The sequence below is a fragment of the Methanobrevibacter olleyae genome, from assembly GCF_900114585.1.
Lineage (GTDB): Archaea > Methanobacteriota > Methanobacteria > Methanobacteriales > Methanobacteriaceae > Methanobrevibacter > Methanobrevibacter olleyae.
In genome coordinates this window covers 52,006-71,553 of record NZ_FOTL01000003.1, presented here as the reverse complement: position 1 = coordinate 71,553, position 19,548 = coordinate 52,006, and the positions used below count along the sequence as shown (strand labels likewise).

The 19,548-nt window shown below is 26.3% G+C and carries 14 protein-coding genes; 5 read left to right on the top strand and 9 right to left on the bottom strand.

Annotation, left to right across the window (positions count from 1 at the left end; genetic code table 11):
• Window positions 1–6 precede the first annotated feature (6 nt).
• The 4 genes from BM020_RS01565 to BM020_RS01555 all read right to left on the bottom strand — a co-directional run bounded on the left by BM020_RS01565 (window position 7) and on the right by BM020_RS01555 (window position 3,662).
• The gene (locus BM020_RS01565; protein ID WP_067149063.1) at window positions 7–867 is read right to left on the bottom strand and encodes an ABC transporter permease; all 861 of its coding nucleotides are present in this window, start codon (window positions 865–867) and stop codon (window positions 7–9) included.
• Window positions 867–1,847, bottom strand: coding sequence for an ABC transporter permease (locus tag BM020_RS01560; protein ID WP_067147066.1), 981 nt, complete (start codon window positions 1,845–1,847; stop codon window positions 867–869). Before BM020_RS01560 ends, BM020_RS01565 begins: the two co-directional genes overlap by 1 nt.
• Before the next feature lie 183 nt (window positions 1,848–2,030).
• Window positions 2,031–2,312, bottom strand: coding sequence for a hypothetical protein (locus BM020_RS09770; RefSeq protein WP_234970498.1), 282 nt, complete (start codon window positions 2,310–2,312; stop codon window positions 2,031–2,033).
• 33 nt (window positions 2,313–2,345) lie between these two features.
• The gene (locus BM020_RS01555) at window positions 2,346–3,662 is read right to left on the bottom strand and encodes an ABC transporter substrate-binding protein (RefSeq protein ID WP_234970497.1); all 1,317 of its coding nucleotides are present in this window, start codon (window positions 3,660–3,662) and stop codon (window positions 2,346–2,348) included.
• Between the two features lie 3,303 nt (window positions 3,663–6,965).
• Here BM020_RS01555 and BM020_RS01550 point away from each other — a divergent pair.
• Window positions 6,966–7,526 (top strand): GNAT family N-acetyltransferase, encoded by a 561-nt coding sequence (locus BM020_RS01550; RefSeq protein WP_067147070.1) that lies wholly within the window; start codon window positions 6,966–6,968, stop codon window positions 7,524–7,526.
• Between the two features lie 169 nt (window positions 7,527–7,695).
• Here BM020_RS01550 and BM020_RS01545 read toward each other — a convergent pair whose 3' ends face one another.
• Window positions 7,696–9,192 carry a transposase gene (locus tag BM020_RS01545; RefSeq protein WP_074797987.1) on the bottom strand — a complete coding sequence of 499 codons (1,497 nt, stop codon included), beginning with the start codon at window positions 9,190–9,192 and terminating at the stop codon, window positions 7,696–7,698.
• Between the two features lie 610 nt (window positions 9,193–9,802).
• Between BM020_RS01545 and BM020_RS09385 the strand changes: the two genes are divergently transcribed.
• Both BM020_RS09385 and BM020_RS01540 read left to right on the top strand, forming a co-directional pair.
• Window positions 9,803–10,129, top strand: coding sequence for a hypothetical protein (locus tag BM020_RS09385; RefSeq protein WP_143743930.1), 327 nt, complete (start codon window positions 9,803–9,805; stop codon window positions 10,127–10,129).
• Between the two features lie 120 nt (window positions 10,130–10,249).
• Window positions 10,250–10,711 (top strand): transposase, encoded by a 462-nt coding sequence (locus BM020_RS01540; RefSeq protein ID WP_074797984.1) that lies wholly within the window; start codon window positions 10,250–10,252, stop codon window positions 10,709–10,711.
• Between the two features lie 49 nt (window positions 10,712–10,760).
• Here BM020_RS01540 and mch read toward each other — a convergent pair whose 3' ends face one another.
• The 4 genes from mch to BM020_RS01520 form a co-directional block, all read right to left on the bottom strand.
• On the bottom strand, window positions 10,761–11,726 hold the full coding sequence (mch, locus tag BM020_RS01535; RefSeq protein ID WP_067147073.1) for a methenyltetrahydromethanopterin cyclohydrolase: 966 nt from the start codon (window positions 11,724–11,726) through the stop codon (window positions 10,761–10,763).
• A gap of 751 nt (window positions 11,727–12,477) precedes the next feature.
• Window positions 12,478–12,879 (bottom strand): hydrogenase iron-sulfur subunit, encoded by a 402-nt coding sequence (locus BM020_RS01530; protein WP_067147075.1) that lies wholly within the window; start codon window positions 12,877–12,879, stop codon window positions 12,478–12,480.
• Window positions 12,880–12,894: 15 nt separating this feature from the next.
• On the bottom strand, window positions 12,895–14,049 hold the full coding sequence (locus tag BM020_RS01525) for a Coenzyme F420 hydrogenase/dehydrogenase, beta subunit C-terminal domain (RefSeq protein ID WP_067147077.1): 1,155 nt from the start codon (window positions 14,047–14,049) through the stop codon (window positions 12,895–12,897).
• 13 nt (window positions 14,050–14,062) lie between these two features.
• Window positions 14,063–15,142 (bottom strand): molybdopterin-dependent oxidoreductase, encoded by a 1,080-nt coding sequence (locus BM020_RS01520; protein ID WP_067147079.1) that lies wholly within the window; start codon window positions 15,140–15,142, stop codon window positions 14,063–14,065.
• A gap of 1,663 nt (window positions 15,143–16,805) precedes the next feature.
• Here BM020_RS01520 and hypA point away from each other — a divergent pair.
• Both hypA and mcrB read left to right on the top strand, forming a co-directional pair.
• Window positions 16,806–17,168, top strand: a complete 363-nt coding sequence (hypA, locus tag BM020_RS01515; protein WP_067147081.1) for a hydrogenase maturation nickel metallochaperone HypA — start codon at window positions 16,806–16,808, stop codon at window positions 17,166–17,168.
• A 1,043-nt stretch (window positions 17,169–18,211) separates the two neighbouring features.
• Window positions 18,212–19,546 (top strand): coenzyme-B sulfoethylthiotransferase subunit beta, encoded by a 1,335-nt coding sequence (gene mcrB / locus BM020_RS01510; RefSeq protein WP_074797982.1) that lies wholly within the window; start codon window positions 18,212–18,214, stop codon window positions 19,544–19,546.
• Window positions 19,547–19,548 lie beyond the last annotated feature (2 nt).

Below are 19,548 nucleotides of genomic sequence, written 5' to 3'. Positions count from 1 at the left end.
TGTCACCTACTTTTGTGCCTCAACTGGATCTAATAACATATGAACATATTCTCCAATCAAATCAAATAACAATACAATGATTAATAAAGATAAGCCTGGGAAAAATGCAAGCCACCAAGCCCCATTTGATAAGTACTGCATTGATTCAGCTAAAATAATACCAATTGCAGGTTCATGTGGAGATAAACCAAATCCAAGGAAAGTGATACCTGCCTCGTGCATAATTGCATGAGGAAACATCAATATAACCCCAACAATAATTTGTGAAACTACCAACGGAAACATATGTTTTGTTGCAATCCATAATTTAGATTTACCTTGTTGTTCAGCCATTTTAATAAACTCAGTTGTTTGTATTTGTTTTACTTCAGCCCTTAAAATACGTGCTAATGGTGTCCAATGAGTTAAACCAACACCTATAATTACTCCATAAAATCCTCCACCAACAGAAATTGATAAAAGAATAATAAGTAATATATGAGGAATAGCTGAAAATAGATCAATCACTCCAGCTACAAACTCATCTAGTAATCTATTAACTCCAGAAAATAAACCTAATATTATAGCTACAGCGGTACTTATTATAGATGCAAAAGCACCAACACCCATACTTAATCCTAGCCCTGCAACTGTTCGTGTAAACATATCACGACCCATCCAATCAGTACCAAAAATATGTTCAAATGAAGGAAACTGATTAAATTGTGAAAAATCTGTCGATAAAGCAGATGTGTCAATTAGCATGCTACTTATTAAAATAGCTAATAAAAATAGTGATGATACTCCAATTATTACTAATGTTTTAGTTCTTAAGTTAGCATTATATACAAACCATGGCTTATTATCATCAACTTTCCTTTTAAACATCATATCTCATTCTCCTTAATACGAGGATCAACAAAGTAGTATAATATATCTGCAATTAAATTTCCAACAAATACAAATACTGCACTTACTACAACAATTCCTAACAATAAGGGCACGTCACTTTGAAGCCCTGCAGCAACGGCAGTTTGTCCAATACCTGGATATAAAAATACTTGTTCTACAAGAACTGCACCTCCAAACAATTCACTAAAATTCAAAAATTGTAACGTTAATGCAGGTAATAATATATTTCTTATACCGTGTCTTTCAATTAAATCCCATCCATCTTCGCCTCTAGATCTAGCAAATAAAACATAATCAGACGAAAGTACATTTAATAACTCATTACGAGTATACAATGCAATTGATGCTACACCAACCATACTAAGTGTAAGAGTTGGTAATACAAGTCGTGCCATCCATTGCCATATCGTTACATTATCACTTGATACACCAATTGGAACACCTAAACCAACCGGGAACCATCCTAATTCTACCGAAAATACAACAAGTACAAGTAATCCAATCCAAAAAGAAGGTGCAGATTGTAAAATATAACAATAAACCCTAACACATTTATCAATCCATGACCCTTTATTTTTACCAGCTAAAACACCTAAAATAAAACCTAATACTCCACTAACAATCCATGATAAAAACATTAATATTAAAGAAGCAGTGAATTTTTCAAATATAACATCAGCTACAGGTTTTCTAAAAATTAATGAATTTCCAAGATTTCCTTGAATAAAATTACTAAACCAATTAAATATTTTAGTTGTTATAGGTTGACCTACACCCCAATATTGTTCTAATAATGCTCTTTGAGCAGGAGTTACAGGAGTTTGTTTTAAATATGCGTTAACAGGATCAATTGGTGAAAGATCCAAAAGTAAAAAACTAAAAATCGAAACAACAACCATTAAAACAATAAAGTGAATAAGTTTATTCCTAATAAAACGCATCATATACTGATCCATAATATCAACTCTTAAAAAATCAATTAAATATATTTAAAAGAGGATGAGTCCTAATTTTAAATTCAATTTGTCTAATTTTAATAGATTTTTATAAATTTAAAAAATTATTGATTTTTGAACTTTTTATCGAATATAAAATATTCGTGACCAACCTCTTTAAAAAAAAATAAAAAAAATATAATATTATTCAGTCGAATTAGTACGTTTCCATTCACAAATATTTTGCATATAATCTTGACCCATGACTGGTTTTGGACCCATATCAATATCATTCTTTACAAAATAACAGTAATTGAAATCTGCAACCCATAACCAAGGAGCATCTGCATTTGGTCCAAATCCAGAGCCAGAACCAGTACTAGCAGCATCATGCCATAGTTTATATGATGCATTAATATTAGTTTCATGTAAAGCTGAATCTAAAATAGCATCTACTTCAGGATTTTCATATGCATTTGGATTCATATAGTTATCTTCACTATAATTTTCTTTACTATCCTATTGTTGGTAGATATTTCTGTAAGGATTATCAGAAGATTGTTGGAATACTGCAGAATCTTTATACATTCTAGAATATATTGTATCCCAATCAGTTCCCTCTAATTCAATATTAATACCTAAATCTTTAGCTTGTTCAGAGACAACTGTTGCAATAGCCTGTCTTGCCTGATCATCAGAACTGTATAACACTGTGAAGTTCGCCACAGTACCATTCTTCTCCCTTATTCCATCCCCATCAGTATCGATCCATCCAGCATCATCTAATATTTTTTTAGCTGCTTCTTGATCATTATCCTTTACAATTGCATTAGGATTAGCGTATTTTTGATGATCTACACCACTATACTCAACTACAGCATGTCCTTTATAAACAGAATCAACAATTTCTTCACGATTAATTCCAACATTTAAAGCTTTTCTTATAGCAGAATCCCCAGTTACATTGTTTCCTACATCAGCCCCACCAGTAGTCTTTGCACCAGTAGCATTTTGATATGGGAAAGTTATACCTTGTGCACGAGGACTGTAAAATTCTAATAACTCATAACCTTCAATAGTTTCATTTAAACCTGAAATTGGTACTTGAACAATATCTGCTTGATGAGATTTAGCAATTTGCATTGCAGCACTATCTTCATTAGGGAATAACATAGTTATTTGTGTGAAGTATGGTTTATCACCATAATAATTATCATTTACTTCAAAAATAGCTTGTTGACCTTTATCCCATTGCTTTAACACATAAGGACCAGTACCAATAGGATTTTCACCATAAGTTTCATTATTATAATCCTTTTCAGGTACAATACCAACATACCTCAAATCATAATTAAAAGTGGATTGTGGTGATTTTAGAGTAAATTCCACAGTATGATTATTTATAGCTTTAGCTTCCTTTAAGTTGGACATATCTAACTCAGAATTACTAGTTCTTGCCTCATTAAATGTAAAAGCGACATCATTTGCAGTTAAAGTTTCATTATTTGAAAACTTAACATCATCCCTTATTCCAACTGTCCATTTAAGTCCATCAGAACTTATATTATACCCTGTTGCCAAGTCATTTACAAAATTACCATTTTTATCAGATTTAAATAGTGTACTTTGAACTAATGGATTAAAGTTCATATGTCCACAACCCCATCCAGTTAATGGATTAAAACCTGTTTCTGGTTCTCCAGTCAGTGCCGGAACAGTTACAACAACATGTCTAGGATCATCATCATTTGATGTTCCTAACATGGATGAAGCCACAACAATTGCCATTACAATAACAATTACAGTAATAATACTATATTTAATTTTAGCATCCATATTTTCAAAACTCCATTAAATATTTTCTAGTTATATTAATATAACAATAATAAGTAATATTAAACAATTACTTTTATTTAAATTACTTTTATTTAGATATAAAATTATTTTAAGTATTTCTATAAAACTTAATAAAATATCAAGTTATCTTAATAAAAAATAAAATATATTTTATATATAGATATATAAGTAAATCAATATATAAATTTTACCAATTTTTTAATAAACCAATTAAATTAAAAAAGTAATACTTATTCATTAATACTTAATACAATAGAATATATTCAATTGATATTATTTAAATTTTCGCTTTGTTGAAACCCTTTTTCACTTGAAATTACACATCAGCCAAAAAATTTTCAAATTCATTAAAATTGAATACAAAACTCTAAAAATACTTCAAATTAGATTACACTAGAAACACTACTTAAAAGTCAAAAATAAGAAATAATAAATTATATTTACTAAAAAAAGGGCTTTGTTGAAATCATTATCTCGTAATTAATTGAATTGATCTATGGATGTTATGCATCAAACATTGAATCTAGTTTCTTTATTTGATAAATCAGTACTTTTACTTATATTAATTTCACTGAAAGTTCTTTTAATTAGATTAAATACTTTTTAATGTTGTTTTGTCTTTTGTATTTGGTTTGTGAAAAACATAACGACTTTTATTTCTGAAATAACTTGTTTAGTTTCGTTTTTTATCTAGATATTATGTCAAAAGCATTTATTTCTTCATTAATAACTATTTGTATGTTTTTAAAAATCATAATACTTTTATCTGCAACAATATAATATTGGGTTTTATACTGCTTTATATTAGTGTAAACACGAAATATGTAAAAGATACATCATGTTTTGGGACCTCTTTGAGCTTGTACAAATAATATTAATCGAGTGTCAACATCGATTGCAATGTTACATTTTGTGTAGCTTTTTCGCTCTTTTTTGCGAATAATTTCATAATATTATCTCTACAATAGTTCATTAGTAAATCCAGAACCATCTAAAGCAATAATTTCACATTTTATTGATGAATTTATTTATAAATGACTTCATTTAAACCACGAATATAAGAGATTGCAAGCTTTTTAAAGAATTTTTGTACTCTTGGAGGACACTCGACATTAAAAAAAAACTTATGATGAAGGTTTTACGGATTTTAATCATGTTGCTATTGATGGAACCATCAAAAAAAGCATACAATTCCAACAACAACACAATCACAAAAAAAAACACAAATATTAATTGATTACTACAAATACGACCAAATAAGTCCTGAAATCCTCGAAAAACTACATAAACCTACTTAAATGAATATATGGACAAAAAGGACATGGTATACTGAAAATAAATTAGAATTATTATATGGTATAGAAACACAATTTTACATTCACAGGACAAGATAGAATATACTGCAAATGATATTGGAGCAAGATTTTATGAAAATGCAAGAAAGGAAAACTTACATGCTTGCATATAATAATCCAATCTGCAGTCGATTATGATACAAAATTAAATTCGTGCAATAAAGGTCACACAAAGTCCCACAGACCATTATGAACTTCTAGAAATCGCAAAAAAAGCAATAAATAAGATAAAATACCAAACCAAAATATATAAGTGCAGATACAATAATACTTAAACCAAATATCATTATCATACTTGGCAGATGAAAAAAATAGAAGGATTAAATACCAACTAGAACACAATCCAAAAAAATAGGAACATTAAATAAAAATCCATACCACAAAGACCATTTCGAATATATTCCAAAATTGGATGCGTTTAAATGTCCAGAAAACCAATATCTGCATTTTTATGGTAAATATACAGAACCACAGAAAGATTCGGATAAAATTGATAAAATAAAAAGAATATATAACGATTATGAAGCTTGTAAAAAACTGTAATGCACGAAAAAATGTTGTACACCATCATAAACACATAAAACAATCACAGAATACTGATCAGAAATGCAAAAAGCAATGAACCCAAAAAATGGAAAAAAACAAGAATATAAAAGACGAATATGCAAAAAGAACAAGTGTAGAGGGGCCATTTGGAATATTAAAATAACAGTTCAACATAGAGAAAGAAATAGTAATCGGAATGATAAAAACAGAAAAAAGAATAAATCTTGATGCACTAGCATACAATTTAGTCAGATTACACAAAATAAAACAAGAAATAAAAAAAATACAACAGAAGACTTAGAAGATTTCTGCGAAAGCACATCCATAAAAAAACCAAAAACAACTCACAGCAACAATATTCTAAAAAAATAACACAATCACCAAAATTTCATTTTTGGCGAACCCCATTACATAAAAAAAGATTTCTAAAAAATTTAAAATTTATTGTAATAAAATAGATATTAAAAAGGGAATATTAACAAATATTATTAAATCTTAATTATTTAACTAAAAAGTAATACTTATTTATATAAATATAATATTTATTACTTTTATTTATATTATTATACTATTATTTAAATCAGGATTTTGTTCAATAACTATACATTCATTTAGTTACTAAATTAAACATTATTAAAGGTAAAGGTTCACTACCTAAAAATAAGAAAATTTTATTTTCATCAAATTTAGCAAGTTGTCTTTCATTTTCAATAAGACCAATATATCAATCATAAAAATGGAAGGAATCTAAAACTGCTTTTGAATCATCTGCTTCTAATATTTTTAATGCATTTTCTTTTTTAACTTTGCACCAATATACATATAGAACTTACGAATTAATTTCAAGTCTCTATTCATTTATTCATCATCTAAAATATGTTGAGCAGAGTGAAAATCAATTTCTTTATCGTGTGCAAATATTTCAGTTCCATCTAATATATTAGTAATTTCATCAATATCTGCATCATCTAATATAAAAAGATCTAAATCATCTAAATCACCATAACTTGAAAGTTTATTAGCAATTTCATCAATTTTTCCCCAGTATTTATAACAACTTATTTTATCACATAAAATAATTTTATAAAATTTATTATTTAAAAAATAATTGCTAACAAATTGATTATAATAAAAAATTAAATAACAAATTATAAATACTAATTTATAGTTTAATATATATCAAAGTTATTATTAAAAAAAATAAATAATACTAATTATTTAAATTTAATATAAAAAGTAATAAAACAATTATAATTAAAAATAAATAATACTAATTATTTAAATTTAGTATTAAAAGTAATACTTTTAATATAAGTAAAATTAAGTATTAATAATTCTTTAAATTTTTATAAAAAGTAATAATTTTATAGGTAGAATTAATATGAATATTTCAATAAAAAAACTATCAAATGATAATAATGAAAAGATTAAAGTTAGAAATTTTATATTTTCTCAAATAAAAGAAGAGTATGGATATGGATACATACCTCAGTACCACAAAGATATAGTAAACTTAAATAAATATTATATCAATTGTGAAAGAAACAATTTATTTTATATCTTAAACAACAATACTGATGAAATAATAGGTACAATAGCTATAAGAGCTTATGATAAAAATTTTAACGAATTTGAAGGAATTTATAATGAAAAATCTACTGCAAGCATATGGAGATTATTTGTTAATAAAGATTATAGGAGATGTGGACTAGCAACAAAATTATTTAAATATGTAGAAGAATTTTGTTATGAAAAAAACTATGATAAAATATATTTACACACTCATAAAAACTTAGAAGCTGGATTAAAATTTTGGAAGAAAGTAGGTTTTAATGTAACTATAGATACCAATAACAAGTTACAAACTGTACATATGATTAAAAATCTAAATAAAAACAGCATAAAACTAGCTAATGAAAAATCTTCACCATTAACAGTATAATCCTTTTTTATAATTAGTTACTTAATTTTTGTTATAGATTATTTATAAAACAAATTAACAAAAGTTTGGTAAACAACTATAATTTATTTTTATTAATTTATTTTTATATTCGGATTTTTTTTATTTTATTAGGGTGTCCGCCAAAAATAAAAATTTAAGACAGCACCCCCTAAAATATAGTTGCTCTGAGTTCTAATTTCTCTTGAACTGAAATTTTTTCACAGAAATCAACTATATCTTCTTTATCATTTCCTTTTTCTTGTTTTAAGTTATATAAACGTATTAAATTATAAGCCACTGCATCTAACAATAGCCTTTCTTCTGTTTTTCTTTTTCCAATCACCACTTCACTTTCAATATTGAATTGTTCCTTTAAAATACCAAAAGGTCCTTCAACGGAAGATCTTCTGCTATAAACTTCCTTATACTCATCAGATTCCATTTTCTCCCACATGGCTTTCTTCAAACTTCCTCCATATTCAGTAATAGTTTTGTGAGTTTGAGTTGATGAAAGACAGTTTTCCCGACAATTACAAGCTTTACAAGCACTGTAATTACAGTATAATCGTTTAATTTTATCTTGTTTCTCCGGATCTTCAGTTTTTTCAACATATTTGTTGAAAAAATACATTATCTGGCCTTCAGGACATTCAAATGCATCAATTTCTGACAAATATTTGAAATAATCCTTGTGATATGGATTCTTGTTTAATCTACCTATTTTTTCATTAGATTGCTTTCTATCAGGTATCACTCCATCAATATGCTTATCTGCAAGATATGATAAGCTTATCTCGTTTAAATAGATTGTATCTGCCAATACAAATCTTGGCAACACATTTGTATTGTTTATTGCTTTATCCACTATTTTTGGCAATTGATAATGGTCTGTTGGAGCTTGTACAACGTTTATTGCACAAATCATTTTTGTATCGTAATCGACTGCTGATTGGATATTATAGCTTATTTGTAAGTTTCCTTTCTTACTTTTAATCCAACGGGATTTTATATCAGTTATTGGTACAGATTTTTGACCAGAGAGTGTGAATTGAGTTTTAATCTCATCTAATAAGTACAATTTTTCTTGCATGTTTATTTTTTCATTTTCAAGAATCTCGCGAGCTGGTTTGTGGAGTTTATCAAGCTCTTCTTGACTAACACTGTCTCCTTCAAAGTAACGGGTTAATATTTCGGTTTCTTTTTCTGTGATTATTTTGTTTTTTGAATTATATGCTTTTTTGATAGTTCCGTCGATTGAAACGTTATTAAATTCAGTGAAACCAGCATCAACAGCTTTTTTTAGGGTCATTTTTAGGATTTCGTTGAAGTATTTTCCGTATTCTTGTCTATAACGTTGTAATGATCGTTCTGAAGGTTGAATTCCACAACCTACAAATTTATATATGTCATGGAATTTTACCATGTCTGCTAGGAATCTCATGCTGTCGATATGTTCGATTTTAGCATAAATAAGTATTTTTAGCATTTCTTTTACTGGAAAGCTGTCACGTCCTTTTTTCTTTTTCTTTTCTTTGATTTGCAAAAGTGGAAAATACTCATCAATGAATTCTACAAGAAATCGGGAGATGTGGTTGTTTGGAATGTTGAAATCTAAGCTTTTGATACCTAATTTTATTTGTTCTTTGTCAGGAATTCTTTTTACCATAAATAGCACCAAAATATTAACTTATTGATATTTATATTTATGTGTAAAATAATATATAAAGTTTACTATAATATTCTTGCTTTATTTTTGATTTAAAGAATTTTTTATAGGTTAAAAATTTTTTGTGGGTGTGAACACCGAAATTTTAGAAAAATAATAAATTTTTCATTAGAATGTTAGGAAAATAATTGATTTAAATGATTTAAATTTTTAAGAATTTTTAAAAAATCCATTTTTGGCGGACACTCATTAATTTTATTTATAAATTTTAGTTCTATTTTTATTTTCAACTTTGTTGGTTTTTTTATTTATTTTTATTAATTTTATCAACCTTGTAGAAACCATATTAAAAATAATAAATTATCGATTTTAATCACTTATTTTGATAAAATACTGATTATAATGCCTTTATTTAACAAAAAATGATCATATAATCGTTAAATTTTTACAGTTGAAAAATTACTTTTGTGCAAAAAAATTTAACAATCCTTCATTTCAAATATAAATCTCATAAAACACTTAAAATTTATTACACTTGAAATTATACCTTTCAATACTTAAAAAAAGAAATAAAAAGTTATTTATAATAAAAAGGGGAATAAATATTAATATGACTAGTAAAAAAATTCATTCCTCATATTATTATTTGAATTCAAGACATTTAACTCTTTCTGATTTTGGCTTAAAGATCAATGGAAAAACCCAAAATGAAAAACAATTTATAAGCAGTATAAATGACAACATGTTCCTAAATTTCATTGAAAAAGTATATAACTGTGCTATTATTGTTTTTAGTAAATATTCATCTGATTACAGCAACCATTTGTACACACAACCTCCATTATTCACTATCTTAGCTACGAAAATATATTTAAAAGCTACTTATCGTGGTATAATCGATTATTTGGAGCCCTGCACCAAAATACTTAAATTTTGAGGTTGTAAAAAAGTTTAGGCTTAAAAATAAAAATTTATTATTTATTTATAAATAAAATAATTAAAAATAAATTTAAGCCTATAAAATTTTACATTCCTTAAATTTTTAAGACTTTCCAACTTGCCACATTACACAACAATCCCAAAAAAATTCTTTGAAAGACTCTCTGACACCCAAATAAGATATTTAAATGGTTTCATATTATTAGATTATCCTAAAAAGAGCGAATTGATTGCTTTAGATGGTACTGGACATACAAGTGACTATGCTGACAAATATTACGCCCAAATAAGAGCTAAAAAGCGAAAAGGATATACAAAAAATCATATTGCTATCAATGTAGACACACGAATGATTCTCAATTACGGAGTTTCTAAAGGCCCTAAACACGATACTCAATTTGCTTTAGCAGCTATTAGGCAAACAAAGAAATATCAACCTCATTATTTCTTAGCAGACAGAGCCTATGACTCTGAAGAAATAAGAAAATGTATTAATGAAGAAACTTTAGCTTTTGACCAAATACTTAAAAAGGATTTCTACAAGGCTAAAAAAATAAAAAAAGAAAAAGAAAATAGCTAAAAGAGCCATTTAAAAATACTTAAAAACTAAGTATTAAAGTATATTAAAGCTATTCTATACCAAAGGATTTTTTAAGTAATTCTGCGTTTACATAACCCTCTTTGTATAACTTACCAGTGCTTAAATCGTTGATAACAACTTCAGCTGGTGCAAACATTCCTTTGTCGATTTGGTAGAAATCAAATCCTGCATCTTTAAATACATCGAAAAATGGTTTACCATATCCATCAGCTGCTGAAGATGGTAATTGAGCCGCTATTGCTGCAATGTCATCTCCTTCTTCAGATTCAACATAGTAGTAAGTTCTTCCACCAAAGAGAACTGCATCATTAGTTTTACCCATAGCTTTCAATCCATCTGGGTCGATAGGAGCAATTGGTGCAATACCTGCTGCATGTTTAACCTTTTTAACGTCAAATTTAAGGAATTCTAACATTTTGTAAGTACCGTTTTCAACAACTCTTCCTGCGATTTGTATAGATCCAACTAAGGAAGCAGTAGGAGCTACAAGTAAGAATACATTTTCAACTGCTACATCACAGTCTTTAGCAATAGCTTCTGCAACATCTTCGCCAGGTAATACATCAGCTTCTAAAGTTAAAATTGCAATATCTGCTTCATCTTTGTAATCAATTTCTTCATAAGTTTCAGCTGGTTTTAAGGATAATGCTCTAGCTGGACCAGAACCTAATGCAAAAAAGTCACCTACAGAAACAGACCATCCTGCTTTTTGTGCACCTAAAGTAGAAATAGCCGGAAAATCAGTTTTTATCTTTACAGAAGGTAAAGCGAATTTTTCAGATAAGTCTCCAGGAATAGAAATACCTACATCAGCTAATCCTCCAAGACATACTTTAGTATATAATTCACCTGCCTTAAAACTACCAGCGACATTTACACCACAGTCAATAACAGTTGCCCCGTTTTTTAATTTGGAAACAGCAATGTTAAAATCATCAGCTTTTTCAATCATTACATCTACAGTTTTTTTAGCTTCTAAATTGACACTAACCATATTTTAACCTCAATTAAAATATTTTAAAATATTTATAATTAAATTTATTCAAATAAAAATAATTAAATTGATTTAAATTGAATTTATTTATTAATAATGAATAAAATATTATAATATCATTTTTGCTTATTAAACTATTTAAAATTTTATAAAATATCTTTAATAGCTAATTTTAATAAAAATAATAAAAATATCAAATAAAGTATTACTAAAAGCAGTGAAATAAAGAAAAACTTAATAAGTAGAGATTAGAAAGATATAGATACAAAAATAATTTGGTAAAAAAATTAGTTTTATTAAATAATTTTATTTAATAAAAATCAATTAAAATTAATAATTAAATCTATAAATGAATAAATTCAAATGAAAGATTTAATTATGAGCTAAATTAATTTTAATTGATATATAAGAAGATTTAATGTATTTAAATTAAATTTAATAAATATTATTAGGCCAATAATATTAAACTGATTTGATTTGTAAAATTAATTTAAATAATTTGTTGATTTGATTTGAATAATTAAATCTTCTTATTTTGTCTGAATTTCGAGAATAAAAACTTTTTTTAATGTTTTGTTTGTTTGGAATTAGATAAAATAATATGGTTTTACTTCTTATAGAAGCACATTAAACTTCTTTTAGAAGTATATATAGATAATTACTTTAATTTCTTAAAATAATAACTTAATACAAAATCTTTTTTTTTAAAAAAATTTAATTAATTTTCATTTATTATTGTTCAACAGTCTAATTATTTATTTCTTGGTCCGAGTTTACTAATAGTATTATAAAACTCTTTCATAGTTCTTTGGAATTTTTCTCCTTCAGAAGCAGAAATCCATTCAAATCTGAATCTATCTTTATCAATTCCAAATTCTTCTATGATATCCTTAGTCATCAATGCCCTTCTATTCCATTTGTAATTTCCAGCATCATAGTGACAATCACCAATATGACAACCACCTACAAATACTCCATCAGCACCTTCTTTAAATGCTTTAAAAACCATAGAAGGATTGATTCTTCCAGAACACATAACTCTTATAATTCTTACATTAGGGGGATATTGCATACGTGCAGTACCTGCTGTATCTGCACCACCATAACAACACCAATTACAACAAAAACCTACTATTTTAACATCTTCTGCCATAAAATTCAACTCCTATTAAAAGTTTTCTTTTTGTGGACTGTATAGTGGAGGTTTTTCATCACCAATACCAGCAACATATCCAGTTTGGTCTTCGTATTTCTTTTGTAATTTATGGAATAATTTAGATACTGGAATTTCCATTGGACAAACATCATCACATTGACCACAGTTTACACAGCTTGGACTCATATGAGACAATCTAACACCGTGGAATCCTAATGGGTCAGGAGGTGCTTGTTGATCATCTTCAAAGTATGGCTTTTCAAGTTCACATTCATTACACCAACAGATAGGACAAACATCATGACAAGCAAAACATTTAATACATTTGTTCCATTGATTTTCCCATTCTTCAAGGGTTAAAGCATCAGCATCTAATTGTTTAGCTTGAGATTTTTTACCCATATTAATCATAATGTTTTCAATTTTATCTCTAATTGCTAAAGCTTTTTCTGAAGGTTCTTTTGTTTCAATAAATCCTTCATTTACAGCTCCTTCAATTATTTCTCTACCTTTGTCACTGTTGATTTCAACAAATGTCCAACCAGGCTCTGAACCCCAGTTACCACAGGCAATGTCTGCGTTACGAGGTACTTTGAGCTCACATCTTTGACAGTTTGCACGACGTCCATAGCCTTCTTCTTCCAGATCATCGATTTTGATTCCAATCTCTTCACCATCATCAAGTTCGATGATAAATTTACCTTTGTCGATTTCTTCTTTAACAACTTTAGATGGATCAACATTATAAAATTTTTCTATCATCTCTTGTGCTACTTCAGGGATTACTGTGCCTCCACAATTTAAGCCAATGGTAAAAATTTTATCAGCATCTATTCTGTGTCTTTTCACTAATTCATTAATAGCTTTTGCATCACAAGGTTTTACTGCTACTGCTATTTTTTCATCTGCTAAATAATCAGAAATTAAATCTCCAACCATTGTAGGTGCACAATGTAGGGAACCGCAGGTTTCAATAACTTCTGCTGGATTAGTTAAAAGTCTTGGAATACCATCGTATACATCGTCACCCTTATTAAGAGTTAATACACCATCAACGAGATTATTAGCTAACAAATATTGAAAAATAGAACTTACTGCTCCTCCACATGCTCCACTATCAGTTATTTCATTTTCTTTACTTTTAGCAAGAATAAATTTTTCACTCATACTATCACCGATATTAAGCAAGTTCATCGAACATTTCTATTTCACTTAAATTATCATTTTCACATTCTGCAGATATACTAAAGTTTTGTTCTAAACCTTCACAATTAGTGAAAGTTCCACTTTTCTCTACCCAGAATTTACCTGGAAGAACTATATCTGAAAGTTCAGCAAAACGATTTTTCTCATTAGAAATATTTACAATAAAACTTTTTCCTTTAATGTCATCTTCAGATAAATAATCTAATAAATTATCTTTAACAACAATAAGTACTTTAGAGTTATCAATAAGGTCCTTAATTTCATCATTGTCTAATGAATTTAATCTATTCATAGCACCTTTACTATTAGGAGCATTAAATACAGGTAATAACTTTGCATTAGCCCCTTTAGATAATCCTTCAATTAAAGCAAAATCCTCTTTACTATCAATTTTATTTACAATAATGACAGAATTTTCATCTAATTGATCTTTTAAAGCATCAATTTTATCTGCAAATTCTCCATCTTTAAATTGAATAAATTCATCTGCATTTAATGAAGTTATAGATTTTTCTACATCATCTAAATTAATGAGTTTTGCTCCATTTTCTTTAGATAATACTATTCTTCTACCTAATAAAGGATTATCCCTATAAATATCCCCAATAGCTAGTATAGTACTTGCATTATATACATCATCATAGCTAGCTACATCACCAAAAAAGTTAGGGAAATTATATCCATAAAATCCTATTTTTTCACTTCCATATTCTTCAGCAAATTTAATTATTCTATCAATTTCCTCATTTGTATTATTTCCAGAACAAATGATAGCTAATTCATTAGCATCAATAGAATCTAGTTGATCTTTAATTGCCTTAATTATAGATTCATTATCCGATTCTTCAAGTTCGTTGTTTTTTACAAATGAAGGTTTTTTGATTGAATCTTCAAATTGCAATATGGAATTTCGACCATTTAAACAATTTTTCCCTTCATTAATAGGATGCCTTTTATAAGGATAGGTTCCTACCACCACTCCATCTTTTGAAACAATGTTTAACCCACATCCTACAGAGCATGAAGGACATATTGTATGTTTTATGTCTAACATAAAATTCTATCTCCAAAATTTATTCTTAAAGAAATTAAATCCTCTGATTGATCTAAAAGGATTTAATTCTAGGAAATTACCTAAGTTAAGAAATTATTCTCTTATTACTTTATTATTAAAATAAATAAGTATAATCACTATAATACTCATATAAAAAACGGAAAAACCATTTAAAAAGAATATTATAAAGTAATACTTAAATTTTAATAAACAAGTTAATGTGATTTAAATTTAATAATCACACTATTTATATAATTAGTAATACTTATATAAATATTTTGAAAAATTTAGTAAAATTAAAGTGAATAAAAAGAAGTATTGTTAAAAAATAATAAATTATCATGTTCTAAATTAGTCTAAAAAGGATAAAAATACGTTAAAATTAATATAACTAATCTAATAGCAATTATTTTAAAAAAGTAATAATTCTATTAGAAAAGAATTTTTATGATGAAAAATATAATCTAAAATAACATCCAAAAATCAATTATTTAATGAAATAAACAATATATTTTATAATTTAAAGAAAATTTAAATTTTTAGCCATTTTTTTAGAGAAAAAGAACTATTTAATCAGAAATAAAATATAGTAATACTTTTTTTAAAATTCGTATTAAGTAATACTTTTAAAAAATATAAAAAGCACTCTTTAAAACTCTTATTAATAATACTTTTAAAAACACATAGATACAAGATAGCATAAAATTGAAAAGCTAATATAAGGACTTTTCTGAAATCCTATTTTTTTATTTATTTTCTAAATCCTATTTTTATATTTATTATCTGAAATCCTATTTTTATATTTATTATCTGAAATCCTATTTTTATATTAATTTAAAAGATAAAATCCTTTTAAATTATGAAATAATAGTTCTCACTTATAAAAGCTTAAAGGATTTCAACAGAGCTTTAATTTAGACAAATAGTAATCTTCTTATTAGCAAATATATTACATCCTATAAAAATGTAGATATTTTTAAGTATTTTTAAAGTACTATTCCAATTAAATAAGCAAATTCTTTTAAAAAAGAATTTAAAAAATTTTTTAGATTAAATTATTTTCTAAAGAACCTGTAATAAATTTTTATATATAAGTATTACTAAAATTTTTAATAATGTATAATGATTCAATCAAAATAATAAGGAAAAATAAACATTCAATAACTATAAAAATTAATATAAACTAATTTTATAGAAAATTAAGTAATTTTATTAAATAAACAATGAAAACAATCCCATTGAATTAAATTTTTAAATTAAGATAAAAAAATAAAATCATTAAAATTGACTATTATTAAAAAATAAGCAAAAATAAACAATCATATAATAAAATAAATTAAATTATTAGGTTATTGATATAAATAGGAGGAATAGATTAAATTAAAAAAAATATTAGTAATAAAAAGATTTATATAATTATTACTATTAATAGATAATTGATTATTAGAACTAATAATCACCCTCTTGTAATTAGAATGCCAACTAATTACAAATTAGCAAAATGCTTTCCTGGATAAAAAAGTATATTGTGATAGAAAATAGAGTTCAATAGAGTTTAAATATAAATTTTAATTGTGATAGTCAGCTACAATTCCACATGGTTAATTTTAATAAAATTATATTTAATCTCTAAACTCAATTAAGATATTAATGAGGTTATAATATGCATAGCTCAACAGTAGTACAAAGTATTCTAAATGTTGCATTAGAAACTGCAGAAGAATATGATGCAAATAAAGTAACAGAAATTAATGTTGAAATTGGAAAATTAAACTGGATAACAACTGATAAATTAAAATACATTTTTAGTGTTTTATCAAAAGATACATTAGCAGAAAATGCAGAGCTAATTGTTAATGAAGCTGATGCTAAAATTAAATGTTACAACTGTAATTATATAGGACTAATAGATAACATAAACAAAGAAATAATCCCTATGGTCTTATGTCCAAAATGTGGTAGCCATAGAGTTAATGTATTAAAAGGATACGATTTAAACATTGGTAATATAACTATAGAAAAATGATATTAGAAAAAGGATATTAGAAAAAGGACATTAAGAAAAATGATCTTAAGAAAAATGATCTTATAAATAGTTTTATTTAATAAAACCCAAATTAGATAAAAAGCTTATGTAATTAAAGCTCTAACCATGATCACCATATTTTTTTTTACACCACAAAAATAAATAATTTGAATCCAAAATTCATAAAGGAAAATTTCAATTAAATCATCATTATTATTAAAAAGACCATAAAAACAATGATTTAACTAAGGCATCTTAAGAATTTTTTTAATTGAATCTTATTTTTTAATTCAAAAATAGTGATAATAGGCTAAAATTTTAAGGATTCCCTCCTATGATTCTTTTCTAAAATAATAAAAGTAAAAAAAATAAAAGAATTCTTTTATAAAAAATTAGTATCATATATCCTTAAAAAAGTATTACTAAATTAAAATATCACTGAAAAATAAAACAAACAATAAAATAAGAATAAATACTAATTAAAATCAAAAAATATTCAACATTTAGCTTAATTTTTAAATTATAAATAAAAATATAAAGAAAATAATGAAAATAAATAAAAATACAATGAATTAAAGATAATAAAATAAATGCATAAGAATTAAAAAATATTTAAATAATCTTAATTTTAATTAAAAAATTAAAAAAAATTGGAATTATGGTAAAAAAATTATAATTAATCCCTAAAATCCTAAAATAATAGAAATGAATAGGAATAAAAAAAAATATTGTAATAAAAAAGTTTATATAAGTATTACTTAATATAAAAAAATGATTATTTTTTGTGAAAAATAATCAAAAATAGGGAAAATATTGTTTAATAGAAAATTTTTACAATGCAGAATTAATTATAAATAAATTAAAATGATTGATATGAATGATTCTAACTAATAAAAATTAATTAATACTGGTAAAAATTAATTAGAACTAATTAAAATTAAGATTATTTAAATATTTTTTAATAAAACCATCTAAAATATCTCAATATTTAATTAAAATTTTTCTCTATAATTTATTTTTTTATAGAATTGAAAGGTGGGAAAATGCCAATATATGATGACAAAATAGATTTATATGATCCTAATGGTAAATTATTAGAATCTGATGTTCCATTAGAAGCTATAAGCCCTATGAGAAATCCTGCAATTGAAAATATTATATATAATATTAAAAGATCTGTTGCAGTAAATTTAAGTGGAATTGAAAAAGGGCTTAAAAATGGAGCATTAGGAGGAAAAGGTAGATTTATCCCAGGACGTGAACTTGATTTACCAATTACAGAAAATGCTGAAATAATTGGTGAGAAAATTAGGAAAATAGTAAGAGTTAGTGATGATGATGATGATATATCTGTTTCTTTAATTAATAAGGGCAATCAACTCTTAGTTCAAGTACCTAATGAAAGAATCAAAATGGCTGGGGATTATACTGTTTCTTCATTAGTTACTGGAGCTGCAGTAACTCAGTCTATTATTGATACATTTGATGTTAATATCTTTGATGCATCAACAGTCAAAACCGCAGTAATGGGAGCTTATCCTCAAACACTTGATTTAAGTGGTGCAAACATCAGTGCGATTTTAGGACCTCCAGTACTTTTTGAAGGATTAGGCTATGGTCTTAGAAATGTTATGGCAAATCATGTAGTTGCTATTACAAATAAGAATACATTAAACGCTGCTGCATTGTCCTCTATTATGGAACAAACTGCTATGTTTGAAACTGGAGATGCAACTGGAGCTTATGAGCGTAGCCATTTATTGGGACTGGCTTTCCAAGGTTTAAATGCTAATAATTTAGTATATGAATTAGTTAAAGAAAATGGAAAAGGAAGTGTAGGTACTGTTATTGAAACTCTCGTAGGATTGGCACTTGAAGATGGAGTTATTAGAGTTTTAAAAAAAATGAATTCCGGATACAATATGTATGAACCTGTAGATTGGGCACTATGGAATGCTTATGCTGCTGCAGGATTATTAGCTGCAAATATTGTAAATTGTGGTGCTGCAAGAGCTGCTCAAGCAGTAGCATCCACTGTACTTTATTATAATGACATTCTTGAATATGAAACTGGACTACCTGGAGTAGATTTCGGTAGAGTAGAGGGGGTAGGTGTAGGATTCAGTTTCTTCTCTCACTCAATCTATGGAGGAGGTGGACCAGGTACTTTCCACGGAAACCACGTAGTAACAAGACATGCTAAAGGTTATGCAATACCTTGTGCAGCTGTAGCAATGTGTCTAGATGCAGGAACACAAATGTTTTCAGTAGAAAGAACCTCTGCATTAATTGGTACAGTATATAGTACCATTGATACATTAAGAGAACCTATTAAGTTTGTAGCAGAAGGTGCAGGAGAAATTAAAGATAAAATTTAAAG